Here is a 22,166-nt window from a genome sequence, read left to right as displayed (position 1 = left end):
TGATCACGCCCAAAGCCAACCGTAGGTAACCCAAACCTCTACGCGGAGTGACTTGGTGAAAAGATCGTCACGGGTTGGCCTGTTTGTTGTTCTGGGCCTCGCCACCCTCGGTGCAGGCTTCGGCCGGTATCTAAGCTATGTGCTCAACCCCGAAAGCCAGTCATCCGGCACCCCGCCGCCACCAATAAACACGGCAGTGCGCGCCAGCTTCCAAATCCCTGTCTCTCACCCCAAGCTCAGAAACCCGTCACCTTTCAAATATGTTGGAAAGGAAATGAGTTTTGACCATGTCTTCATCAAGGATGCCTACAAAACGGTCCCCAACGCGGAGGCCTGTCTCGCCAAGGTCGAGGGCTCGGACACGACGTTGAACCTGTTGGATTTGAAGTGGGCGTCTCTCAGATCTGATGAAGAGGTCAGGCTTTGCCTGTTCTACATCGCAGACATTCTGGGAAGCTCCGAAAGGACCGAGGCGTGGTTTCGTGCCCAAGAGATGCACGTTCATATCACGACAGTCCCGGGGAACTCCGAGCCACCAATGGCTCACACAATCCTACGCGCAACCTTCCCGGAGAACGTTCCGCAGTCATGCAGCCTCTACGACATGTTCGTTGACCCGATCTTCAACCCGTCCCGGTGGATCTGGAACATACGCCAAAACGCATCCGGGGTGCGGGTCGTCTATGCACGCGATGGCGCGATAAGGGATGTCGGAATAGAACGGGGCAGCTGTCTCAACTGAAATCGCCGATGCCTTGGCCTCAAAGCCCAGCGTCCATCGAGCCCGCCACGCGCCAACACTCCCCGCCTCCAGCAAAAAGGGGCCACCCGCGTGGGGCAGCCCCTCTTACTCGTTACCAACCCCTTACTGGCGCGCTTCGCAGAAGGCGCGTTCCAGGCTGTCGGAGGGCAACGGATCGCACCTGATCTGCGGCCCGAGGCTCGAGGCGTTCGGCAGCGCCGTCGACAGCGACGGGATGTAGGTGATCATCAGCAGGAAGACGAAGAGCACGGCGAGAAAGGGCGACGCCGCCTTTACCACCCGCATCATCGGCATCCCGGCCACGCCACTGGTGACAAAGAGGTTCAGTCCCACCGGCGGCGTGATCATTCCGATCTCCATGTTCACCACCATGATGATGCCAAGGTGGATCGGGTCGATACCCAGCTCCAAGGCGATGGGGAAGACCAGCGGCGCCACGATCACGATGAGGCCCGAGGGCTCCATGAACTGCCCGCCGATGAGCAGGATCACGTTCACGATCACGAGGAACATGATCGGCCCGAACCCGGCGCTCAGCATCGCCCCGGCGATCTGCTGCGGAATCTGCTCATCGGTCAGCACATGCTTCAGGATCAGCGCGTTGGCGATGATGAACATCAGCGTGACCGTCAGCTTGCCCGCCTCGAACAGCGTGTGCCGCGTATCAGGGTGGAAGAAGGCCGTGATCAGCGCCTGCGGCTTGGTCAGCAGGCTGGCCCGGGCCACCCCCTCACGCTCCGCCAGCGGCCCCATGTCACGGTAAACCCAGACCGCCACGATAAAGGCATAGACAGAGGCCACCGCCGCCGCCTCCGTTGGCGTGAAGATCGCAGGCGTGATCCCCGGAATGCCGTAGATCCCCACCATGATGATGACGATCAGCATCAAGCCCCAGAAGGCCTCGCCAAAGCTGCGGGCAATCTCGCCCCAGCCCTTCCACTCGCCCGCCGGCATGCCGCGCAGGATGGCCATCACGTAGATGGTCACCATCAGCATGACACCGGCCAGCAGCCCCGGAATGACCCCGGCGAGGAACATCCGGCCCACTGACACATCGGTCGCCGAGGCATAGACCACCATCACGATGGACGGCGGGATCAGGATGCCCAGCGTGCCCGCGTTACAGATCACGCCCGCCGCAAACTCCTTGGTGTAGCCCGCCTGCTTCATCGCCGCGATCACGATCGTCCCGATGGCGACCACCGTTGCGGGAGAGGAGCCGGAGAGCGCGGCAAAGAGCATGCAGGCAAAGACGCCCGCAATCGCCAGCCCGCCCCGCAGGTGCCCCACGCAGGCGATGGAGAAGCGGATGATCCGCTTGGCCACACCGCCCGTGCTCATGAAGCTGGAGGCAAGGATGAAGAAGGGAATGGCGAGCAGCGTGTAATGCCCCGCCATCGCCTGATAGAGGCTCTGCGCCACACTCGCGAGCGAGGTGTCGGAGAGCACCAGCAGAAAGACCATCGAGGATAGGCCGAGCGAGACCGCAATCGGCACGCCGATCATCAGCAGGCCGATGATCATCACGAAGAGAAGAACGACATCCATTATTTCTGCTCCGCGTCATGGGTTGCGGCCACGGCGGCCACTTCGTCTTCGGCCTCATGGCTCACGATCAGGCTCTCCTGCTTGCCTGCGATGATCCGCAGCGTCGCCTGGATCAGGCGGAAGAGCATCAGGGCCACCGCAAGGGGCAGCATGGCGTAGGGGATCAGCCGTGGCAGCTTCTCCCAATGCTCCCACTGATCCTCGGGGAAGCCCTTGTTCAGCGTGATCGGCTCCAGCCAGCGCAGCCACTCCAGCATCGGCACCTGATCGGTCATGTAAAAGCTGTTGTTGCGCGCGCCGGTGTTCAGCCCGGTCGGAAACCACCGGCCCTCGGTCGGCGGCAACCCGGCAAACGGCGCCCAGTAGTCCCACGCGCCCTTCATCAGCAGAATGGCATAGATGAGGCAGGCCGCCGCCGCGAGCAGCGCCATCACCCGCTGGCCCTTTTTCGGCAACATGCCGGTCAGCGCATCGACGCCCAGATGGGCGGTGATCTTGAAGGCATAGGCGATCCCGAACAGGACCAGCCACGCAAAGAGGATCAGCACCACCTCCTGCCCCCAGATCAACGACGAGTTGAAGGCGTAGCGCAACACCACGTTCACGAAGGTCAGGATCGTCATCAGCCCCAGCAGGAGCGCGATGAAACTTTCCTCGAATGTATTGATGATCCGGCCCAGCTTGGAGCCTTCCCCGGCATAGGACGACATCTGCGTGCCTCCCCCATTGTCCCCAAAAAGCGCTGCCCGCTTGCAGCACGGCCCCGCGCTCTCTGCGCGAGGCCGTATTTTTCAATCAAGCCATAGGCTTAGAACGAGGCGTTGATCTCCTGAGCGGCGGCGATGTTGTCCGCACCCACGTCACCCTCGAACTGCTCCCACACCGGCTTCATCGCGTCGACCCAAGCCTGACGCTGCTCGGCGCTCAGCTCGCGGATCTCGCCACCGGCATCCAGAACGGCCTGACGGGCTTCCTGGTCCACGCCACCCACGGCCGCGTTCCGCTCGGCGGTCACTTCGGTGAGGATGGTCAGCAGTTGGTCGCGCACATCGGGCTCGAGGCTGTCCAGCCAGTCGACGGAGGCCACGACGAGGTAGTCGATGATGCCGTGGTTGGTCTCGGTGGTGCCGTCCTGCACCTCAAAGAACTTCTGGCCATAGATGTTGGACCAGGTGTTCTCCTGACCGTCCACAACGCCCTGCTGCAGCGCGCCGTAAACTTCCGAGAAGGCCATCGGCTGCGGCGAGGCCTGCAGCGCTTCCATCTGGGCAACCAGCACGTCGGAGGGCTGCACGCGGAACTTCAGGCCAGCGGCATCGCCCGGCTCGACCAGCGGCTTGTTGGCCGAGAACTGCTTCATGCCGTTGTGCCAGAACTCGAGGCCCTGAAGGCCGCGGCGCTGCATGGAGTCCTTCATCGCCTGACCGGTGTCGGAGTTCTGGAAGGCGTCCACGGCGTCGATGTTCTTGAACATGAACGGCAGGTCGAAGATGCGGAACTGCTTGGTGAAGGTCTCGAACTTCGACAGCGAGGGCGCGGCCAGCTGCACGTCGCCCTGAAGCATGGCTTCGAGAACCTGGTCATCGTTGTAGAGAGTGGAGTTCGGGTAGACCTCGACACAGGCCTTGCCGTTCATCTCTTCGTTCACCCGCTCCATGAACAGGCTGGCAGCGATGCCCTTGGGGTGACGGTCGGTGTTGGTGACGTGGCTGAACTTGACGACGATCTCGCCATCGTCGCAGGCGGCAAAGCCCGCACCGGCAGACATGACCAGCGCCACGGCGGTGGCGGAAAGGGTCGCGAATTTCATATGGATGTCCTCCCAGACATGTTTGGTTTCAGCGCCTCCCAGCGCCTGCCGGAGCAAACAACCAAGCGCCACTCCCCCGCAAGCCCTCCTTGCATGGCACCAAAAACCGCCCTCAACCCCCTGTTATAAATCGCATTTCCCAAACTCCCCCAAGGTCACCTGCGCCCAAGCGTCCCTTTTCCCACACACGCCACCCGCGCACCTGTGCGGATTTCCGCACATTTCACCCACTCCTGCTTCGGAGCCCTCCACTGACGACAGAGCGGATGCGCAGCATCTGCGGAGTCGGGGTCGCCTGACACCCCAAGGGACGACGGGCAGACCGGGGTCAATGAAAATCGCCGAGGGCCCCCTCCGGGGATACGGCTATTTTCGTTGATGCCGGGCGGCACGTCGGCCATCCCGGAGTCAGGTGATGGAGGTCTTCGAAGAAGGTTCCTGCTTTGGTGAGTCCCGAGCTGAAACCGCCCTGTCCACCCGCGCAGGCCGTGCGTGGCGGAACGGGGTGGGTGGGCGGGCGTTCCGCCACGCACGGCCCAACCTCAGAGCAAAACGCCCCTACTCGACCCGCGCTGCCGCCACGATCTCGCCCGGCCCCGGCTTCTGAACTATCACCACCGCAGGCTCCTCACCGGGGGCCTCGACCCGCAGCTCCAGCGCCTCGGCACCGTCCCACTCGCCAAGCACCTGCCAGTCGCGCACGATGTTGTGGTAATTCACCGTCAGCCCGGCGTTCTCGCCGCGCTTGATCGCCACGGTCTCTTCCGGCGCATAGCGCACCAGCTGCACTACCAGCGCGCCTTGTGCCGGCACCGGCACCGTGCCGTCGATCTCCACCTCACCGCCATCGCGGCGGGCGGTCAGCTGCATCACGGCAGGCCGCGCCTTGTGCACCTGCAACAGGTCCACCACGTCCATCGGCCGGGCGCCGACCACGTGGTCCACCCCGGCAATCACCATCTGCGGCGTGTAGATCGTCCGCGCGCCCGCCTTGGCCGCATAGGCCTTCTGGCGTTTGGTATGCTCGGGCCGGGCAAAGGCATCCTTCCAGCCGATGTAATCCCAGTAGTCCACATGCAGCGCCAGCGCGATCACGCCCGGTTTCTTCGCCAGCTTGGCCAGGATCTCATCCGCCGGCGGGCAGCTGGAGCAGCCCTGACTGGTGTAGAGTTCCACCACCACCGGCGGCTCGGCCGCGGCGGGACCGGCGAACGCCGCGCATGCGACCATGGCTCCAAGGAGCTTTTTCATGCCTGATTTCAAGGCCATATCATCCTGCCAATGTCATCCCTTATACAGGGTTTAGACCCATAGGCCCCGAAGCGCCAATCAACGAAACGCGAGAGATGTGACAGCGCCGCCTCCCCGGCCCCTCCCGCAATTCTCTCGCGCCTCCCCCTTGAAATCCGTTTTGCATACCACAGTATACAAAATAGACCCGGCGCGTTTGAACCTGCTTGCGGGGTGGCGCGTTGAGGGGATAATGAAAACAGGTGCAGCCACCGAAGCCAAGGGAGCCCCCCATGCCAATCACCGTCGGCCACGATACCTCCAAAACCCGCAAGACCCTCACCGTCGGCAGCCAGTCGGTCGATTACTACTCGATCCCCGCCGCCGAGGCCGCCGGTCTGGGCGATTTCTCCAAGCTCCCCGCCGCGCTGAAGGTGGTGCTGGAGAACATGCTCCGCTTCGAGGATGACAAGACGGTCTCGGTCGATGACATCAAGGCCTTCTCCGAATGGGCCGAGAAGGGCGGCAAGAACCCCCGTGAAATCGCCTACCGCCCCGCCCGCGTGCTGATGCAAGACTTCACCGGCGTCCCCGCCGTGGTCGACCTCGCCGCCATGCGCGACGGCATCAAGAACCTCGGCGGCGACCCGCAAAAGATTAACCCGCTCAACCCCGTGGACCTTGTGATCGACCACAGCGTGATGATCGACGAGTTCGGCAACCCCCGCGCCTTCCAGATGAACGTGGACCGCGAGTATGAGCGCAATATGGAGCGCTACACCTTCCTCAAGTGGGGCCAGTCGGCGTTCAACAACTTCCGCGTCGTGCCGCCCGGCACCGGCATCTGCCATCAGGTGAACCTCGAGTATCTGGCCCAGACGGTCTGGACCGACACCGACCAAGACGGCAAGGAAGTCGCCTACCCCGATACCCTCGTCGGCACCGACAGCCACACCACCATGGTCAACGGCGCCGCCGTGCTCGGCTGGGGCGTGGGCGGCATTGAGGCCGAGGCCGCCATGCTCGGCCAGCCAATTTCCATGCTCATCCCCGAGGTCGTCGGCTTCGAGCTGACCGGCAAGATGGTCGAGGGCACCACCGGCACCGACCTCGTGCTGAAGGTCGTCGAGATGCTTCGCGCCAAGGGCGTCGTCGGCAAGTTCGTCGAGTTTTACGGCTCCGGCCTCGATACCCTGCCCCTCGCCGACCGCGCCACCATCGCCAACATGGCCCCCGAATACGGCGCCACCTGCGGCTTCTTCCCGATCGACGGCGAGACCCTCCGCTACCTGCGCAACACCGGCCGCGATGAAGACCGCATCGCGCTGGTCGAGGCCTACGCAAAGGAAAACGGCTTCTGGCGCGGCTCCGATTACGCCCCCGTCTACACCGACACCCTGTCGCTCGACATGGGCACCATCGTTCCGGCCATCTCCGGCCCCAAGCGCCCGCAGGATTACATTTCGCTCGACAAGGCCGCTCCGGCCTTCGCCAAGTTCATCGACGGCCTGCGCGCTGCCAAGGACGCCTCCGCCAAGGAAGAGGTCCGCTGGGAGGGTGAAGGCGGCGCGCCTGAGCCGCGCGACATCCCGGGCGACACCGGCAACCACAAGAAGGGCTGGTATCGCGACGCAGAGGAAGCCTCGCATCAGCTGCATGACGGCTCCATCGTGATCGCCTCGATCACCTCCTGCACCAACACGTCCAACCCCTATGTGATGATCGGCGCAGGCCTCGTCGCCCGCAAGGCGCGCGAAAAGGGCCTCACCCGAAAGCCATGGGTCAAAACCTCGCTGGCCCCCGGCTCGCAGGTGGTCTCCGCCTACCTCGAAGCCGCCGACCTGCAAAAAGATCTAGACGCCATCGGCTTCAACCTCGTCGGCTACGGCTGCACCACCTGTATCGGCAACTCCGGCCCGCTGGAGGCGCCGATCTCCAAGGCGATCAACGATTACGACCTCGTCGCCACCTCGGTGCTGTCCGGCAACCGCAATTTCGAGGGCCGGATCTCGCCCGACGTGCGCGCCAACTACCTCGCCTCCCCGCCCCTCGTGGTGGCCTACGCGCTGGTGGGCGACATGAACGTCGATATCACCTCCGAGCCGCTCGGCGAGGATCAGGACGGCAACCCGGTGTATCTCAAGGATATCTGGCCCTCCCAGCAGGAGGTCGCCGAGCTGGTCGAACAGACCGTCACGCGTGAGGCCTTCCAGTCCAAATACGCCGACGTGTTCAAGGGCGACGAGAAGTGGCAGGGCGTCGAAGTTCCCCAGCAGGAAACCTACGACTGGCCAGCCACCTCCACCTACGTCCAGAACCCGCCCTACTTCCAAGACATGACGATGGACACCAAGCCGATCGAGAACATCGAAGGCGCCAAGGTGCTCGCCGTCCTAGGCGACATGATCACCACCGACCACATCTCCCCCGCCGGTTCCTTCAAGGAAACGACCCCGGCCGGCAAGTACCTCACCGAACGGCAGGTGCCCGTGCGCGAGTTCAACTCCTACGGTTCCCGGCGCGGCAACCATGAGGTCATGATGCGCGGCACCTTCGCCAACATCCGCATCAAGAACGAGATGCTCGATGGCGTCGAAGGCGGCTACACCAAGGGCCCCGATGGTGAGCAGACCTCGATCTACGATGCCGCGATGGCATGGCAGGAGCAGGGCACGCCGCTGGTGATCTTCGGCGGCGAGCAATACGGCGCGGGCTCCTCGCGCGACTGGGCCGCCAAGGGCACCGCCCTTCTGGGCGTCAAGGCGGTGATCGCCGAGAACTTCGAGCGCATCCACCGCTCCAACCTCGTCGGCATGGGCGTCATCCCCTTCGAGTTCACCGGCGGCGACACCCGCAAGACCCTCGGCCTGACCGGTGAAGAAACCGTCTCGATCAAAGGCCTCGTCGGCGTCAAACCGCTCCAAGAAGTGCCCGCCGAGATCACCATGGCCGACGGCACGGTGAAAGAGATCACCCTCAAGTGCCGCATCGATACCGCCGTGGAGGTGGAATACATCGAAAACGGCGGCGTGCTGCATTACGTTCTGCGCAACCTCGCCAAGGCCGCCTGAGCCGAACGGCACCGCACCCCATCAAAGGCCCCGCCCCACCGGCGGGGCCTTTTCTTTCTAATCGGGTCATGCAGGGTAGGCGCAATCCAGACACCGGAGACGACCCCATGAAGATCGACACACCGGAGTTCAACGCCGCCATCGACGACATCGAACACCGCCACGCCGAAACCGGGCCGGACATCGCCTTCCTCACGCTTTCCACCTGTATGGGGAACGATAGCAACTGCGGCTGGACGGGTTGGCTTCTCGAAGCAGCCTTCGACAGCAAGCTCAAAAGCGGCCTTTATCCGATAGGCTGCAAGCCGGTTCCTGCAGTGAACAACCAGATCTGCCCCTCCTGCAAAGACACCCTGTTCCGCACGGGCCTGACGCGCCAGCTCACCTTGGCTGCGGATCAACCAGACGCGTAGCGTTGCCCAACCAGATCAAGGATCGGCCGAAGACCGACGCGTGAACCGGAAGTCTTGGCTACCCGCACCGCCTTCGGCTCCGGGCAGGAACTCACCCCGTCCAACGCCGCCTTCGCCGCCCGCCGCGCCTCTCGGCGCCCGCGAAACGGCCCGAGGCTGCGCGTGTTCTCCGGCACGTCCATATCCACGAGCCAGGCGATCCAACCGCCCGCCTCGCGCGTCAACTCGATCACCGTGGAGCCGCGCGTGGGCAGCGGCGTGTCGAGAAGGAGTGAAACTGCAAAATGTCTGGGCAGGGTCATGGCAAAATTCCCTTGAATGACTTCATAAATGAATGCCCCCAGCCTCCCACACGCCCCCTGCCCCGCGCCATCCCCCGCCCGCCGAACTCACGGCGATTTCCCTGCACGTTCACGCTCCCACGGCCCGCCTGCTCAAACGCAAAACGCGGGCCAGATCGGCCCGCGCCCGCGTCACTTAGCCGGCACAACGGCCGGCGCCCTCAGCACTGAAAAATCGCGCCGGTGCAGGTGCCGTCCCCGGTATCCATCACGTCCTTCTCCTTCTTTTCCTTCTTCTTTCTCTTCTTCTCCTTCTTTGCCGCCTCCTCGGCTTCCTCCTCGGTCGCGAACTCCTCGATCCAGTCGTAATCGGAATCCTTGGTGTCCTTCACCGTCGCCAGATACGTCCCGCGAAGCGTTTCGGTCACGTCGGTCTTGAGCTTGGCAGAGGCCGGCGCGCCCGCGAGCACCGGAAGGACGCAGAGCGTGGCGGCAAAGGTGGTTTTCAAAAAGGTCATGGAAATCCTCATGGTTTGAATAGGTGCCAAAATCGGCCCGCTCAACCTGCCGCGGAGCCATTACCCCCTCTATGAAGACACGGCTTTTTCACGTCAGATAAACGCTGTGCGCACGCGGCATAAACGCCGCTGTGCGCCCGCTATGAATCCCGGTCTAGACCTGGGTCGATCGGGGTGCCCGCGCCGCGGCCACCAGCAACCCGTCGATCGCCTGCTCGTCGACACCGAGACGCCGCGCAACATATGGCTTCCTGTCCTCCAAGTGCTCCCGTGCCATGCCCGGGATCAGGAAAAGGTCCACCACTTGCCAGACAAGCCCGGCCAGCACCAACGGGATGCCGACATAGGCGATGCTCAAAAGCAGCCCGCCCCAGAGCAAGCTCACCAACACGAAGCCCGAGCGCATCCGTCCAAGGTAGAACCGATGGGCCGCCACGCCGCCGCCGAACACCAAAAACGCATAGGCCGCCGCCAGAGACTTCTTCTCCCGCCTCATTTCCCGCGCCACCTGCGCCGCCAAACGCGCCTCACGTTCCATGGTTACTGCACTCTTTTCTGTCGCCCTTTTCTTACATCGCTCCTTCCTATGGCCCGCGAATGGCAGACGACCGGCAATTTCGGGCCCGCCTCCCCCTCCCCCCCGCGCGGTGCTATGCTGCGAGCCGGGCATCAGGGGAGGATGGGCCATGAGTGACGACCGCATCGAAGTCGAGAACGTGAACACACCGGGCAAAACCACCCGCGTGAACCGTCCCAAGTTCGAGGCCATGCGCGCGGCCCTGCTCTCGGTCCTGCCCACCGCGCCGCCGGGGATGAAGGTGGCCGACGCCAAGGAAGCCCTGCTGCCCGCTCTGCCCGGCGATCTCTTTCCGGGCGGCGACACAGCCGGCTGGTGGCTGAAATGCGTGCAACTCGATCTGGAGGCCAAGGGCACAATCGCCCGCGCCGAGGCCCCGCCCGTCCGCCTCTACAAGACCTGAGCCCAGACAGAAGAAGACCCCGGCCACGGGGAGGAATGCCGGGGTCTTCTCACAATGTCGGGCGAGTGGCGCCCGGAGTAGCCGGTAACGGGGAGGTCCGGCCTGTCTTGGTCTCAAATGCTTGCCTGAAATGGCTTGCGTACTTGCAAATCTCGGTCTCTAAAATCTGCGGTCCACCACGGCCCGCACCGACAGCTTTGCCACCCCGCCCCGAGTCGCGCCACGCCCGCCCCGGCGCTTTCACCGCCAATTCACGCCTGATTAACGCTGGGGCAACCCGCGCGCCGCAAAAGCCCGTCGCCGCGCCGCAGAGCCACCGCCCAACTGCATTTTCTTGCCGAAAATATCCATCCCGGCCCGCGCCACTCGCGCAGCCAGCCGATGTAGCACGCGCCGCGCCGCTACTCCCCGAGCGTGACCTCGATGCCCGCAGCCTCCAGCGCAGGCCCGAGGTCGCGGGCATAGCTGGATGAGGTCACCGGCCCCGCCACGCGCAGCACGATCCGGCCCTCGCCGTCGATCAGGTAGGTCTCCGGCACACCGTATACGCCCCAGCCAAACCCGTTGCGCCCCTCGGTATCGGCCCCGATGGCGGCATAGGGGTTGCCCAACTCGGCCAGAAACGCCGCCGCCTTTGCCGGGTCGTCCTTGTAGTTGATCCCGTAGATCGGCACCCCCGCCTCGGCGATGGCCACGAGGTTCGGATGCTCCACCCGGCAGGGCGCGCACCAGCTGGCCCAGAAGTTCACCAGCTTCAGCCCGTCGCCCGCCAGCAGCTCCGCTGTCAGCTCCGGCTGCCCGGCAAAGCCGTCCAGTGCCAGCTCCGGCGCGGGCTTGCCGATGAAGGTCGAGGGCAAGGCCTCCGCCGCCTCCGGGTCCGCCTTGTTCGCCATCAGCTTGGGCAGAAAGATCGCGCCCAGCAGCAGCGCCACCACCGCGAAGGGCACAAAATAGAGCGGCTTCATTTGCGCGCCTCCTCCATCGCCCTCAGCCGTGCGCGCACCTTCGCGCCGTTGCGGATCGAGAGCCAGACCAGCCCGCCGAGGATCGCGATGGAGCCGCCATAGGCCGCCAGAACTTCGCCTGCGTATTTCCCCAACTCAGGCATCCGCCATCCTCGCCCGCGCTTCCAGCGCCTTGATCCGCCGCGCCCGGATCTCCGTGCGCGTACGCAGCAGCACCAGCGCGATGAAAAGCAGCACGAAGCCCGCCATGCTCACGAAGAGCGGCACAGCGTAAACATTGCTCACCTTCTCCTCCGTGTCCGCGCCTGTCACCGCGCCCGCCCGCAGCACCGAGGCGCCCTGATGCAGCCCCTGGTTCCAGAAGTTCACCGCGTACCGGCTCAGGATCGCAAAGACCGAGCCAACGAGGCAGAGCACAGAGGTCAGGTCGGCCGCGGTGTCCGGGTCGTCGATCGCCGCCCAGAGCGCCATGTAACCGAGGTAGAACAGGAACAGGATCAGGAAGGAGGTCAGCCGCGGGTCCCACGCCCACCATGTCCCCCACATCGGCTGGCCCCAAACCGCCCCGGTAAAAAGGGCGATCAGCGTCATCGCCACGCCCACAGGCGCCGCCGCCTTGGCCGCCAGCGCGCTCACATGATGCCGCCGCACGACCCATATCAGCGAGCAGACCAGCATCATCGCCCATGCGTTGATCGCCATCATCGCCGCGGGCACATGCAGAAAGATGATCTTCACCGTCGCGCCCTGCTTGTAATCCTCCGGCGTCGCGAAAAAGCCCCAGGCCACGCCCGCCAGCGTCACCACGGCAGCGGCCACGGCAAAAGCGGGCAGAATCCGCCCGCTGGTGGCCATGAACTTCACCGGATTTGCATATTCCCAAAGCGACATGCCGCGCACCCTAGGCCCCGTCCCGTTTCGGCTCAATACACATACCCCGGAGGTCCTTAGCGCAAGTTGATACGTATTGCCGCAGCCGAGGCGAAGGGCAGCAGCGCCACCGCCCCCGCCGCCAACCCGCCAAGCAGCGCCAGCGGCGTGCCCACGGCAAAGGCCTCCGCGCCCCGCCGCGCCACCTCGGCCCCGAAGATCAGCACCGGCACATAGAGCGGCAGCACGATGAGGCTCAAGAGCAAGCCCCCCCGCTTCAGCCCCACCGTCAGCGCCGCCCCGAAGCAGCCAATGACCGAGAGCGCGGGCGTCCCCACCGCCAGCGACACCGTCAGCCACACGAAACCCGGCCCCGGCAGGTGCAGCAGCACCCCCAGCACCGGCGCGGCCAGCACCAGCGGCAAGCCCGTAGTCAGCCAATGAGCCAGCGCCTTCACCGCCACCACGCCCTCCATCGGCACCGGCGCGGACGCCAGCAGGTCCAGCGAGCCGTCCTCGTAGTCGAGCGCAAAGATCCGGTCGAGCGAGAGCAGACAGGCCAGCAGAGCGCCCAGCCAGAGCACCCCCGCCGCGATCTCGCCCAGCACGTCAGGCTGCGGCCCGACCGCGAAGGGCACCAGCACCACGACAATCAGAAAGAACGCCAGCGCCAGCCCAAAGCCGCCGCCCGCGCGGACCGCCAGCCGGATGTCCCTGATCAGCAAGGCCCTCACAGGAAAGCCTCGTCAAACCCGCCCGGCGCGGCCCGCTCCACCGCCTTGTAGCCGCCAAGCTCCAGCACCCGCGCCTCCTCCAGCCCGAGCGAGATATGCGTGGCGATCACCGCCGCCCCGCCCGCCGCCACATGCGCGCGCACCACTCCGGCAAAAAGCGCAACCGAGTCCGCATCGAGCGAAACCGTCGGCTCATCCAGCAGCCACAGCGCCCGGCCCGTCACCAGCAGCCGCGCCAGCCCCAGCCGCCGCTTCTGCCCTGCGCTCAGGCTCCCGGCCTGCCGCTCCGCCAGCGCCGCAAGGTTCATCCGCTCCAGCGCGTCCCCCACCTCAGCCCCATGCAGTTCCGCCCAGAAGCCAAGGTTCTCCCGCACCGTCAGCGTGGCCTTCAGCCCGTCCGCATGGGCCGCATAAGCGGCGCCCTCGCTGTCCACCGCGCCCTCCAGCGGCTCGGCCAGCCCGGCCAGCACCCGCAGCAGCGAGGTCTTGCCCACACCGTTCGGCCCACGCAGCACCAGCACCTCGCCGGGCGCCAGCTCAAACGTCAGGCCCTCCAGCACCGGCACCCCGCCGCGCGCCACGGCCAGCCCCTCTGCCCGCAAAAGGCTCAAACGCCGCCCACCGGGATCAGCGCCGCCGCCACCCTGCGGCCCTCGCTCAGCAGCACGTTGTAGCTGCGCGCCGCCGTGGGCGAGGCCATCACATCCAGCCCCTGCCCGGTCAGTTCCACTGCCTCCCGCAGGCTGCGAGGCACCGGGGCAATCTCGCTGCCCATGCCAAGAAACAGCACATCGACCCGCCCGGCCATCTCCACCAGCGCGGCCACATCCTCCAGCCCGGCCCAGTCATGCAGCCCGCCCGGCCCCAGCAGCACCGGGCCGCGCACAACCTCGCCGCCCACGCGCCAGAACCCGGGCCCGTAGCCCTCCACCGGCATCTCGCCCCTGAACTCGACTTCATTGATCCGCATGGCAGCCTTAATCGCCAAAGATCGGCAGCCCCGCAAGGGCCGAGGCAATGAAGACCCCGTAGGCCACCGCGCGATAGAGCCGCGCCTTCTCAGGGTCGAACAGCGCCTGACCGGCGAGGTTGCCCGCCACATAGGACGGGATCAGCATCAGCCCCAGCGCGATCCCGGGCCACACGAGCACGCCGCGCAGGGCAAAGACCACGCCCAGCATGGCCACAAACAACAGCATGAACAGCAGCGTCGTCGCCCGCACCCGTTCGGGCCGGTATTGCCCGCCGAGATAGGCCAGCACCACCGGCGGGCCGGGCATGCCGACGAAACCGCCCAGAAAGCCCGAGGCCGCACCCACCCCGATCAGCCCCTTCGGCCCCAGTTCCACATGGTGCCGCCAGCCCGAGATCAGCAGCGCCACCAGCGCCAGCGCGAGCCCCGAGACGCCCCATCTGAATACCGCCGGGTCCGAGGCCGTCAGCGCATAGGTGCCCAAAGGCAGCGCCACCACGCAGCCCGCCAGCATCCAGCCCAGATCGCGTCCGCGCACATCACGGATGGCACGCGGCAGCACCGGGGCCGAGCCGGCCACATCCACCGCGATCACGGCGGCCAGCACCCAGAGCGGCGGCAGAAAGATCGAGGCCAGCGGGATGAACACCATACCGGTGCCGAAGCCCGCGAACCCGCGCACCAGCCCGGCCAGCCCGATGATCGCCACCAGCCACCAGAAGCCCTCAATGGCCCAGGCCTCCTGAAACGCACTCACCATCGTTGCAGGTCGGGAATTGTCCCGACGCCCCGCGACATCCGGCACATCACAAGCCGTGCAGCGCCGAGCCGCGGGCGGGCGCTCGCAACAGATGCGCATGGCACTTTATGGTGACGTTGTAGCTCGACCTCCGTGGTCAGCGCAGCCTTCACCAAAGCGCCGCCCCGGGGGGCGGGTCGGCGCTGCACGGCGGCTGCGCCTTGATTCCGTGCAAGTGCCATGCTCACCTCACAGCCCTCCATCTCCCCCTCACCACAGCGGCAGGCTCATCACCACCGCCAGCCCGATCAGCCCATAAGCCACCTGCCGGTACAGCCCCTCGCGCTCCGGCCGAAACAGCCCCTGCCCGGTCAGCGCCCCCGCCATGTAGACCGGCAGCACCAAGACCGCCATCCACAGCGCCTCCATGCGGATCAGCCCCTGCACCCAGAGCATCGGCAGCAGCAACATCGAGAGCAGCGTCAGAAAGGAGATCGTCGAGGCCCGCACCTCCGCCGCACTGCCCTGCCCGCTCAGCTTGAACAGGATCATCACCGGCCCGGTCAGCCCCGTCGCGCCGCCCAGAGCGCCCGAGGCCGCGCCCACGCCGATGAGGGCGCCGCGCGTGTCCTGCGTCTTGCGCCGCCACCCGGCCACCAGCGCCGCCAGCGTCAGCGCCGCCACGCCGCAGATGCCCCAGCGCATCAGCTCCGGGTCCACCACCTTCAAGAGCCACACCCCCAGCGGCAGACCCACCAGCGAGGCCGCCAGCAGCACGCCCGTGTCCCGCTTGTCCGCCAGCTTCAACGCGCGCGGCAGCACTGTGACCACCGAGGCCAGCCCCATGCAGGCCTCCAGCGTCACCGCCTCCACCGGCCCCACCCGCGCGGCGGCCACCGGCATGAAGATCAGCGCCGCGCCAAAGCCCGCGAAGCCATAGGCCAGCCCAGCCGCCAGCGCCGCCACCAGCACCCAGCCAAGGCCGGGTGTGGCCAGCGCCGCGACGAGCGGTTCAGGCATCCGAGGTTGAAAACTGCGTGCCGCCCGGCCCGCCGTCCGACGGCTTCGACCAATCCCGCTTGGTGCCGAGCATCAGCACCACGTTCTTGGCCACGTAGACCGACGAATAGGTGCCCACGATCACGCCCCATGTGATGGCAAAGACGAAACCGCGGATCACGTCCCCGCCCAGCACCAGCAGCGCAATGAGCGCAATCAGCGTGGTGCCAGAGGTCATCACCGTCCGGCTCAGCGTCTCGTTGACCGACAGGTTCATCACGTCCTGCAGGGCCATCTTCTTGTACTTGATCAGGTTCTCCCGCACCCGGTCGAAGATCACCACGGTGTCGTTGATCGAGTAGCCCACGATGGTCAGCAGCGCCGCGATGGTCGCAAGGTCAAACCGGATCTGCAGCACCGCAAACAGGCCGATGGTCAGCAACACGTCATGGAACAGCGCCACAACGGCGCCGAGCGAGAACTGCCACTCGAAGCGCAGCCAGATGTAAACCATTATCGCCCCAAGCGCCGCCAGCACGGCCAAAACCGCGCTCTGCACCAGCTCGCCGCTTACCTTGGGGCCGACGCTCTCGACAGAGGTGAACTGGATGGTCTCATCCACCCCCTTCAGCGCGGCCTCGACATTGGCCACCATCTCGTTCTCTGCACTCTCCGCGCCTTCCTGCGCCTGAATGCGCAGCATCGCCACATGTTCGTTGTCGGCAAAGGTCGGGTCATAAACCTCGCTGATCGCCACATCGCCCAGCTCAAGCGGCTGCAGCGCATCGCGATAGGCCGCCACGTCCACAGGCTGCTCCGCCTGCGTCCGGATCGTCGTGCCGCCCTGAAAGTCGATGCCGAAGTTCAGGCCCATCAGAGCCCATGCCACGACCGAAAGCACCATCAGCACCATCGAGGCCCCAAAGGTCACCTTGCGGGCGGCGAAGAAGTTGATGTTGGTCTCTTGGGGAACCAGTCTCAAACGCATCGCTTACACCTCAATCGTCTTGGGCCGCGCCCGTTCGAACCATGTCACGATCAGCAGCCGCGTCACGTAGATCGCGGTGAAGACCGAGGTGATGATCCCGAGCGCAAGCGTCACCGAGAAGCCCCGCACCGGGCCGGAACCGAGCACGAAGAGGATCGCGGCGGTGATGAAGGTGGTGATGTTCGCGTCGATGATCGCGCTCAGCGCCTTCTCGTAGCCGAGCGAAATGGCACGGCTCGGCCCCTTCGCGGTTTTCAGCTCTTCGCGTATTCGTTCGAACACCAGCACATTGGCGTCCACCGCCATACCGATGGTCAGCACGATCCCGGCGATCCCCGGCAGCGTCAGCGTAGCGCCGATGGTGCTGAGCAGGCCAAAGATCAGGCCCACGTTGATAAGCAGCGCGATGTTGGCGAAAATCCCGAAGAGCCCGTAGCTGAGCGCCATGAACACCAGCACGGCGGCAAAGGCCACAACGCAGGCAATGGCGCCCGCGCGGATGCTGTCCGCCCCAAGCTCGGGGCCAATCGTGCGCTCTTGCAAAAAGTCCATGCCCGCAGGCAACGCACCCGCGCGGAGCAGCACCGCAAGGTCGGAGCTTTCCTGCACGGTGAAGTTGCCCGAGATGATGCCGGTGCCGCCCGGAATATGCTGCCGGATCACCGGCGCGCTGATCACCTCGCCATCAAGCACGATGGCAAAGGGGCTGCCCACGTTCTCGGCGGTGTAATCCCCGAACTTGCGCGCCCCGCTGGCATTGAACCGGAAGTTCACCGCCGGCTGGCCGTTCTGGTCGAAGTCGGGCTGCGCGTCCACCAGCTCTTCGCCGGTGACTACCGGGTTCTCCTCCAGCACGTAATACACGCCCTCTTCCGAGGGGTCGGCGCTTGGCAGGGTCACAGTGCGGCCAGTGGCGTCTGCATCGGGGCTGGAGACCCGCTGCACCACCGGATGGAAGGTCAGCTTGGCGGTGGTGCCAATCAGGTCTTTCAGCTCCTGCGCCGAGCCGATGCCCGGCACCTGAATGATAATACGGTCGCTGCCCTGCCGCTGAATCGTCGGCTCGCGGGTGCCGACCTCGTCAACCCGGCGGCGGATGATCTCGAGGCTCTGCTGCACAGTGCGCTGATCGCTCAGCTCGCGCTCGGCCTGGCTCAGCTGGACCACCAGCACATCACCCTCGGCACTCACCTCGATATCGGTCGCGCCCGGATAGGAGAGCGAAACCACCTGCCGCGCCAGCCCCCGGACCTTGTCCATCGCGGCGGCCATCTGGTCGGAGTTCTGAACCCGAATGCGCAGCTGATCTTCGGGGCCGTCGACCCGGCGGATGGTGCCGATGGTGCCGCGCTCGTCGCGCAGCGCATCGCGCACCTCGGGCCACATCGCCTTCATCCGCTCGGCATAGACCTCTTCAACCTGCACGCGGCCCAGCAAATGCGCGCCGCCCCGCAGGTCCAGTCCGAGGTTCACGAGGTTGTTGGGGAGCAGCCCCGGCCACTTGGCCGCATCGGCCTCCAGCTCGGGCGTGGCCCCGCCACTCTCGATCGCCGCCACGGCGTCATTGTGGCTCTCCACGCGGGAGTAAAAGGCGTTCGGCATCGCCACCAGCAGCCCAACGGCCACCAGCAGCCAGATCACCAGCCGGTTGAAGAAAGAAATCTGAAGCATCGTGCCCCCGCCGGTCTGTCGCCGCGCCCCGCTCGGGAGGCTGATTTATGCTTTGGCGTCTGCCGCCGGTTCGGTCTTGCTGAGCACCTGGGCCACGGTGGATTTGACCACCCGCACCTTCACGCCCTCGGCGATCTCGACCTCGACCTCGTTGTCGTCGCGCACCTTGGTCACCTTGCCGACGATCCCGCCCTGCGTGATCACCTGGTCGCCCCGGCGCAGCGCGGAGACCATCGCCTGATGCTCCTTCAGCTTCTTTTGCTGCGGACGGATGAGCAGAAAGTACATGATCCCGAAGATCAGGATCAGCGGGACGATAGATTGAAAGCCCTCCATGGGAGCTCCTTCTTGGTCTTGTTTTTGCGGTCCCCGCACGTGGGGCGGGCATGTCGGCGCGCACCCTATGGCCCGGTCAGGGCCGATGCAAGCGCGTGCGGGGCAGATAAGGGCGATTTGACCGGAGCACCAGAGGGGGCGGTGAAAGTGTCGCGCTGTTGCCCGTGCCCCCGCCCGGTGCGCGCTGGTCAGCGCCGTCCCGTGGGGTGGCGCTCACAACGAACGTGCATGCCACTTTATCGCGCAGCAGTCATCTTCCCCCTGAGGTTCCCCCCAACCTCACCCAAGCGCCGCCCCGTGGGGCGGGACGGCGCTGCCCGGCGCCTTCGGCGCGCACCGGGCAAGGCGATCCCAATCACCGCTCCCCCCCACACACGCACAGCCCGCGCCGTTAACCCGCCGATTCTGTGCGAAAACCGCGTATGTATGGAATGTGCATCAGATGTGCATGGGATATGCTGGTTAACGCTTCCAAAGTTAACGGCCCCGCGTTAACCCCTCGGCACGGTGGGTCTGCTAGGCCCGAAACGACCATCAGAGGACCAAGAGATGCACGATATACGCACCATCCGTGACAACCCCGCCGGCTTCGATGCCGCCATGGCGCGGCGCGGGATCTCTTCGGCCTCCGCGCCGATCCTCGCGCTGGACGAAGCCCGCCGCGCCGCCATCACCGAGGCCGAGGCCGCCCAGGCCGAACGCAACGCCGCCTCCAAGCAGGTCGGCGCCGCCAAGGCAGCCGGGGATGAGGCCGAGTTCGAGCGCCTCCGCGCCCTTGTCGCTGAAAAGAAAGACGAAATCGCCCGCCTGGAGGAAGACTCAAAGGCCAAGGACGCCGAGCTGCGCGAGCTGCTCATGGGCCTGCCCAACCTCCTGCAAGACGATGTGCCGGACGGCGCCGACGAGGATGACAACGTCGAAATCCACCGCTGGGGCACCCCCCGCGACTTCGCCTTCACGCCCCTCGAGCACTACGAATTGCCCGGCGCCAAGGAGGCGATGGACTTCGAAACCGCCGCCAAACTCGCCGGCTCGCGCTTCGTGCTGATGAGCGGCGGCATCGCCCGCATCCACCGGGCGCTCGCTCAGTTCATGCTTGATTTGCACGTGAACGAGCATGATCTGACCGAGGTCAACGCCCCCGTCCTCGTCCGCGAAGAGATGATGCTCGGCACCGGCCAGCTGCCCAAGTTCGGGGAAGACAGCTACCAGACCCGCGAAGGCTGGTGGCTCATCCCCACCTCCGAGGTGACGCTGACCAACATCGTCAACGATTGCATCATCTCCGAGAGCTACCTGCCGCGCCGCTACACCGCGCATTCGCTCTGCTTCCGCTCCGAGGCGGGCAGCGCGGGCCGCGATACCGCCGGGATGCTGCGCCAGCACCAGTTCGAAAAGGTCGAGATGGTCTCGGTCGTCCACCCGGACAAAAGCGTTGAAGAACAACAGCGTATGACCGGATGTGCCCAGGCGGTGCTGGAGGCGCTCGGCCTGCCCTACCGCACGGTCGTGCTCTGCTCGGGCGATACCGGCTTCGGCGCCGTCCGCACCCACGATATCGAGGTCTGGCTGCCAGGGCAGAACTGCTACCGCGAGATCTCCTCGGTCTCCAACTGCGGTGCCTTCCAGGCCCGCCGGATGAACGCCCGCTTCCGCCCCGAAGGCGGCGGCAAGCCCGAGTTCGTCCACACGCTCAACGGCTCCGGCCTCGCCGTGGGCCGCGCGCTGATCGCGGTGCTGGAGAACGGCCAGCAGGAGGACGGCTCGGTAACACTTCCTGAGGTGCTGCATGCCTATACTGGCGGCCGCACCACCCTCACCCCGCAAGGCACTCTCGCCTGATCCCCTTGCTCCCCCGAGGCCCGCAGCCTACATCTGGGGGAGCAAGACAAGGGAGCCCCCATGGCCATCGACGCGACCGACATCGAAAACCTCATCCGCGAAGCCTTTCCGAACGCGCAGGTGTCGGTTCAGGGCGATGACGGCCAGCATTTCGCCGCCGAGGTGGTCGACGAGAGCTTTCGCGGCCAGAACCGGGTCCAGCAGCAACGCGCCGTCTATGCCGCCCTCAAGGGCAAGATGGACGGCCCCGCCGGCGAGCTCCACGCGCTGGCCCTGACCACACGGGCGCCCTGATGGAGGTGCTGGGCTTCTGCATCAACGTGGCCCTCCACTCCGCCGGGTGGATTTACAAAGCGATTACAGAGCTTTGGAACGTCCACAAACACGGCCAAGCGGTAAACGCCCCATCCCGCAGGGCGAGTTGAGGGTGGTATGGATCCGGCCCTGATCCTCTTCTTGGGGTTCCTCGCCGGGGTCGCCGTGCTGCGCGCCAGCTTCGCCGCACGGAAGAAATACAAGATCAACCCCGATCCTGAGCCGGACGAACCCGAAGCCCTGCCGGACCCTGCCCAAAAGCGCCGCGCCTCCTATGGCGCCGCCCGCTCCAGAACCCGCAACAAGTTGAAATAATGGGACAATCGCGCACATGAGCACAGGCCTCTGGATCATCCTTGCCATTTTGTCCCTCGTCATCTTGGCCGCCGTGGCAGAGGCCTTCCTACGCCGCGGCAAGCATCGGAAGCTCTCCAGTATCCGCCCCGAAGAACGTTACTCCGAAGATGGTTCGAAGCGGGTGCCCCTCGGAATGGAGGCAACCGACCTATCGGCTGTAAACTCCACCCAACGACGTAACGAGGAGATCGAAAGCCGCAACGACCGAGCGACTTGGGCCAATGGTAAACGGCATGATACCCACCTAACTGTCCGAAAGGTCGTCAATTGGGTTAAGCGCCACTCGTAGCCATCACGGCCCCAGGGTGCAAACCCGCTGGAAATCAGCGCTGCGCCACTCTATCTGTTAGCCCGAAACACACCGCCCGAAAGGCCGCGCAGGCCAAAGGAGACAGCAATGTCCGCACAAGACCAGATCGCCGAAACCAACGAGGCCAACGATGTCGTCCTCTACATGAAGGGCACCAAGGAGATGCCGCAGTGCGGGTTTTCCTCCCGCGTGGCTGGCGTCCTCAACTTCATGGGCGTCGAGTTCAAGGATGTGAACGTGCTGGCCGATGAAGAAATCCGTCAGGGAATCAAGGACTTCTCCGATTGGCCGACGATCCCGCAGCTCTACGTGAAGGGCGAATTCGTGGGGGGCTGCGACATCATCACCGAGATGACCCTCTCCGGCGAACTCGACACGCTCTTCGAGCAGAACGGTGTCGCCTACAACAAGGAAGCCGCCGACAAGATCCGCGAAGCCAACGCTTGATTTCGC

At 65.3% G+C, this 22,166-nt stretch carries 26 protein-coding genes; 8 read left to right on the top strand and 18 right to left on the bottom strand.

The genetic code is table 11. The annotated features are described in order from the left end of the window. The first annotated feature begins 55 nt into the window (after positions 1-55). Positions 56-742 (top strand): hypothetical protein, encoded by a 687-nt coding sequence (locus tag KUV38_RS05610; RefSeq protein ID WP_222469109.1) that lies wholly within the window; start codon positions 56-58, stop codon positions 740-742. A 123-nt stretch (positions 743-865) separates the two neighbouring features. On the opposite strand, the gene KUV38_RS05605 is transcribed toward KUV38_RS05610, so the two are convergent. From KUV38_RS05605 to KUV38_RS05590, 4 genes are all read right to left on the bottom strand, one after another. After that, positions 866-2,311: a TRAP transporter large permease gene (locus tag KUV38_RS05605; protein WP_222469108.1), complete on the bottom strand. Its 1,446-nt coding sequence runs from the start codon at positions 2,309-2,311 to the stop codon at positions 866-868. Further along, positions 2,311-3,021, bottom strand: coding sequence for a TRAP transporter small permease (locus KUV38_RS05600; RefSeq protein WP_222469107.1), 711 nt, complete (start codon positions 3,019-3,021; stop codon positions 2,311-2,313). The genes KUV38_RS05605 and KUV38_RS05600 overlap by 1 nt, the downstream gene beginning before the upstream one ends. 98 nt (positions 3,022-3,119) lie before the next feature. Further along, positions 3,120-4,121: a DctP family TRAP transporter solute-binding subunit gene (locus KUV38_RS05595; protein ID WP_222469106.1), complete on the bottom strand. Its 1,002-nt coding sequence runs from the start codon at positions 4,119-4,121 to the stop codon at positions 3,120-3,122. A 558-nt stretch (positions 4,122-4,679) separates the two neighbouring features. Further along, positions 4,680-5,372 (bottom strand): DUF1223 domain-containing protein, encoded by a 693-nt coding sequence (locus KUV38_RS05590; protein WP_222469105.1) that lies wholly within the window; start codon positions 5,370-5,372, stop codon positions 4,680-4,682. Between the two features lie 272 nt (positions 5,373-5,644). On the opposite strand from KUV38_RS05590, the gene acnA reads away from it, so the two are divergent. After that, on the top strand, positions 5,645-8,422 hold the full coding sequence (gene acnA / locus KUV38_RS05585; protein WP_222469104.1) for an aconitate hydratase AcnA: 2,778 nt from the start codon (positions 5,645-5,647) through the stop codon (positions 8,420-8,422). Positions 8,423-8,529: 107 nt separating this feature from the next. After that, entirely contained in the window at positions 8,530-8,835 is a 306-nt protein-coding gene (locus tag KUV38_RS05580; RefSeq protein ID WP_222469103.1) for a hypothetical protein, read from the top strand. Here KUV38_RS05580 and KUV38_RS05575 read toward each other — a convergent pair. The 3 genes from KUV38_RS05575 to KUV38_RS05565 all read right to left on the bottom strand — a co-directional run bounded on the left by KUV38_RS05575 (position 8,820) and on the right by KUV38_RS05565 (position 10,172). Continuing rightward, on the bottom strand, positions 8,820-9,137 hold the full coding sequence (locus KUV38_RS05575) for a hypothetical protein (protein ID WP_222469102.1): 318 nt from the start codon (positions 9,135-9,137) through the stop codon (positions 8,820-8,822). The genes KUV38_RS05580 and KUV38_RS05575 overlap by 16 nt on opposite strands. Positions 9,138-9,337: 200 nt before the next feature. Next, positions 9,338-9,634, bottom strand: a complete 297-nt coding sequence (locus KUV38_RS05570) for a hypothetical protein (RefSeq protein ID WP_222469101.1) — start codon at positions 9,632-9,634, stop codon at positions 9,338-9,340. A gap of 154 nt (positions 9,635-9,788) precedes the next feature. Next, entirely contained in the window at positions 9,789-10,172 is a 384-nt protein-coding gene (locus tag KUV38_RS05565) for a TM2 domain-containing protein (RefSeq protein WP_222469100.1), read from the bottom strand. Between the two features lie 148 nt (positions 10,173-10,320). Between KUV38_RS05565 and KUV38_RS05560 the strand changes: the two genes are divergently transcribed. After that, complete coding sequence (locus KUV38_RS05560; protein ID WP_222469099.1) at positions 10,321-10,614, top strand: DUF6958 family protein; 294 nt, start codon at positions 10,321-10,323, stop codon at positions 10,612-10,614. Positions 10,615-11,015: 401 nt separating this feature from the next. Here KUV38_RS05560 and KUV38_RS05555 read toward each other — a convergent pair whose 3' ends face one another. The 11 genes from KUV38_RS05555 to yajC form a co-directional block, all read right to left on the bottom strand. Then, on the bottom strand, positions 11,016-11,579 hold the full coding sequence (locus KUV38_RS05555) for a DsbE family thiol:disulfide interchange protein (protein WP_222469098.1): 564 nt from the start codon (positions 11,577-11,579) through the stop codon (positions 11,016-11,018). Then, positions 11,576-11,722 carry a heme exporter protein CcmD gene (gene ccmD / locus KUV38_RS05550; protein WP_222469097.1) on the bottom strand — a complete coding sequence of 49 codons (147 nt, stop codon included), beginning with the start codon at positions 11,720-11,722 and terminating at the stop codon, positions 11,576-11,578. Before ccmD ends, KUV38_RS05555 begins: the two co-directional genes overlap by 4 nt. Next, a complete protein-coding gene (locus KUV38_RS05545) occupies positions 11,715-12,470 on the bottom strand; it encodes a heme ABC transporter permease (RefSeq protein WP_222469096.1) in 756 nt (251 codons plus the stop codon). The genes ccmD and KUV38_RS05545 overlap by 8 nt, the downstream gene beginning before the upstream one ends. 56 nt (positions 12,471-12,526) lie before the next feature. Continuing rightward, positions 12,527-13,183 (bottom strand): heme exporter protein CcmB, encoded by a 657-nt coding sequence (gene ccmB / locus KUV38_RS05540; RefSeq protein ID WP_222469095.1) that lies wholly within the window; start codon positions 13,181-13,183, stop codon positions 12,527-12,529. Then, positions 13,180-13,794, bottom strand: coding sequence for a heme ABC exporter ATP-binding protein CcmA (ccmA, locus tag KUV38_RS05535; protein WP_222469094.1), 615 nt, complete (start codon positions 13,792-13,794; stop codon positions 13,180-13,182). The genes ccmB and ccmA overlap by 4 nt, the downstream gene beginning before the upstream one ends. After that, on the bottom strand, positions 13,791-14,153 hold the full coding sequence (locus KUV38_RS05530) for an Mth938-like domain-containing protein (RefSeq protein WP_222469093.1): 363 nt from the start codon (positions 14,151-14,153) through the stop codon (positions 13,791-13,793). The genes ccmA and KUV38_RS05530 overlap by 4 nt, the downstream gene beginning before the upstream one ends. Positions 14,154-14,160: 7 nt before the next feature. Then, the gene (locus KUV38_RS05525; RefSeq protein WP_222469092.1) at positions 14,161-14,913 is read right to left on the bottom strand and encodes a sulfite exporter TauE/SafE family protein; all 753 of its coding nucleotides are present in this window, start codon (positions 14,911-14,913) and stop codon (positions 14,161-14,163) included. Positions 14,914-15,165: 252 nt separating this feature from the next. Beyond that, positions 15,166-15,915, bottom strand: a complete 750-nt coding sequence (locus KUV38_RS05520) for a TSUP family transporter (protein WP_222469091.1) — start codon at positions 15,913-15,915, stop codon at positions 15,166-15,168. Then, the gene (gene secF / locus KUV38_RS05515; RefSeq protein ID WP_222469090.1) at positions 15,908-16,882 is read right to left on the bottom strand and encodes a protein translocase subunit SecF; all 975 of its coding nucleotides are present in this window, start codon (positions 16,880-16,882) and stop codon (positions 15,908-15,910) included. The genes KUV38_RS05520 and secF overlap by 8 nt, the downstream gene beginning before the upstream one ends. A gap of 3 nt (positions 16,883-16,885) precedes the next feature. Beyond that, on the bottom strand, positions 16,886-18,553 hold the full coding sequence (secD, locus tag KUV38_RS05510) for a protein translocase subunit SecD (protein ID WP_222469089.1): 1,668 nt from the start codon (positions 18,551-18,553) through the stop codon (positions 16,886-16,888). 45 nt (positions 18,554-18,598) lie between these two features. Beyond that, positions 18,599-18,889 (bottom strand): preprotein translocase subunit YajC, encoded by a 291-nt coding sequence (yajC, locus tag KUV38_RS05505; protein ID WP_222469088.1) that lies wholly within the window; start codon positions 18,887-18,889, stop codon positions 18,599-18,601. Positions 18,890-19,438: 549 nt separating this feature from the next. Here yajC and serS point away from each other — a divergent pair. From serS to grxD, 4 genes are all read left to right on the top strand, one after another. Next, entirely contained in the window at positions 19,439-20,731 is a 1,293-nt protein-coding gene (serS, locus tag KUV38_RS05500; protein ID WP_222469087.1) for a serine--tRNA ligase, read from the top strand. Positions 20,732-20,791: 60 nt separating this feature from the next. Next, entirely contained in the window at positions 20,792-21,025 is a 234-nt protein-coding gene (locus KUV38_RS05495) for a BolA/IbaG family iron-sulfur metabolism protein (RefSeq protein ID WP_222469086.1), read from the top strand. Positions 21,026-21,163: 138 nt separating this feature from the next. After that, the gene (locus tag KUV38_RS05490) at positions 21,164-21,361 is read left to right on the top strand and encodes a hypothetical protein (RefSeq protein ID WP_222469085.1); all 198 of its coding nucleotides are present in this window, start codon (positions 21,164-21,166) and stop codon (positions 21,359-21,361) included. A 439-nt stretch (positions 21,362-21,800) separates the two neighbouring features. Continuing rightward, the gene (grxD, locus tag KUV38_RS05485; protein ID WP_222469084.1) at positions 21,801-22,160 is read left to right on the top strand and encodes a Grx4 family monothiol glutaredoxin; all 360 of its coding nucleotides are present in this window, start codon (positions 21,801-21,803) and stop codon (positions 22,158-22,160) included. Positions 22,161-22,166: the final 6 nt, after the last annotated feature.

This window comes from Vannielia litorea, from assembly GCF_019801175.1.
GTDB lineage: Bacteria > Pseudomonadota > Alphaproteobacteria > Rhodobacterales > Rhodobacteraceae > Vannielia > Vannielia litorea_B.
The sequence above is the reverse complement of the archived record's forward strand: the minus strand, read 5'-3'. Positions and strand labels throughout refer to the sequence as shown.

Bases quoted from the DNA above. Each gene is read 5' to 3' on its own strand.
- KUV38_RS05605 (WP_222469108.1), bottom strand. From the start codon at position 2,311: ATGGATGTCGTTCTTCTCTTCGTGATGATCATCGGCCTGCTGATGATC.
- KUV38_RS05600 (WP_222469107.1), bottom strand. From the start codon at position 3,021: ATGTCGTCCTATGCCGGGGAAGGCTCCAAGCTGGGCCGGATCATCAAT.
- KUV38_RS05595 (WP_222469106.1), bottom strand. From the start codon at position 4,121: ATGAAATTCGCGACCCTTTCCGCCACCGCCGTGGCGCTGGTCATGTCT.
- KUV38_RS05590 (WP_222469105.1), bottom strand. From the start codon at position 5,372: ATGAAAAAGCTCCTTGGAGCCATGGTCGCATGCGCGGCGTTCGCCGGT.
- acnA (WP_222469104.1), top strand. From the start codon at position 5,645: ATGCCAATCACCGTCGGCCACGATACCTCCAAAACCCGCAAGACCCTC.
- KUV38_RS05580 (WP_222469103.1), top strand. From the start codon at position 8,530: ATGAAGATCGACACACCGGAGTTCAACGCCGCCATCGACGACATCGAA.
- KUV38_RS05575 (WP_222469102.1), bottom strand. From the start codon at position 9,137: ATGACCCTGCCCAGACATTTTGCAGTTTCACTCCTTCTCGACACGCCG.
- KUV38_RS05570 (WP_222469101.1), bottom strand. From the start codon at position 9,634: ATGACCTTTTTGAAAACCACCTTTGCCGCCACGCTCTGCGTCCTTCCG.
- KUV38_RS05565 (WP_222469100.1), bottom strand. From the start codon at position 10,172: ATGGAACGTGAGGCGCGTTTGGCGGCGCAGGTGGCGCGGGAAATGAGG.
- KUV38_RS05560 (WP_222469099.1), top strand. From the start codon at position 10,321: ATGAGTGACGACCGCATCGAAGTCGAGAACGTGAACACACCGGGCAAA.
- KUV38_RS05555 (WP_222469098.1), bottom strand. From the start codon at position 11,579: ATGAAGCCGCTCTATTTTGTGCCCTTCGCGGTGGTGGCGCTGCTGCTG.
- ccmD (WP_222469097.1), bottom strand. From the start codon at position 11,722: ATGCCTGAGTTGGGGAAATACGCAGGCGAAGTTCTGGCGGCCTATGGC.
- KUV38_RS05545 (WP_222469096.1), bottom strand. From the start codon at position 12,470: ATGTCGCTTTGGGAATATGCAAATCCGGTGAAGTTCATGGCCACCAGC.
- KUV38_RS05530 (WP_222469093.1), bottom strand. From the start codon at position 14,153: ATGCGGATCAATGAAGTCGAGTTCAGGGGCGAGATGCCGGTGGAGGGC.
- KUV38_RS05520 (WP_222469091.1), bottom strand. From the start codon at position 15,915: ATGCCTGAACCGCTCGTCGCGGCGCTGGCCACACCCGGCCTTGGCTGG.
- secF (WP_222469090.1), bottom strand. From the start codon at position 16,882: ATGCGTTTGAGACTGGTTCCCCAAGAGACCAACATCAACTTCTTCGCC.
- secD (WP_222469089.1), bottom strand. From the start codon at position 18,553: ATGCTTCAGATTTCTTTCTTCAACCGGCTGGTGATCTGGCTGCTGGTG.
- yajC (WP_222469088.1), bottom strand. From the start codon at position 18,889: ATGGAGGGCTTTCAATCTATCGTCCCGCTGATCCTGATCTTCGGGATC.
- serS (WP_222469087.1), top strand. From the start codon at position 19,439: ATGCACGATATACGCACCATCCGTGACAACCCCGCCGGCTTCGATGCC.
- KUV38_RS05495 (WP_222469086.1), top strand. From the start codon at position 20,792: ATGGCCATCGACGCGACCGACATCGAAAACCTCATCCGCGAAGCCTTT.
- KUV38_RS05490 (WP_222469085.1), top strand. From the start codon at position 21,164: ATGGATCCGGCCCTGATCCTCTTCTTGGGGTTCCTCGCCGGGGTCGCC.
- grxD (WP_222469084.1), top strand. From the start codon at position 21,801: ATGTCCGCACAAGACCAGATCGCCGAAACCAACGAGGCCAACGATGTC.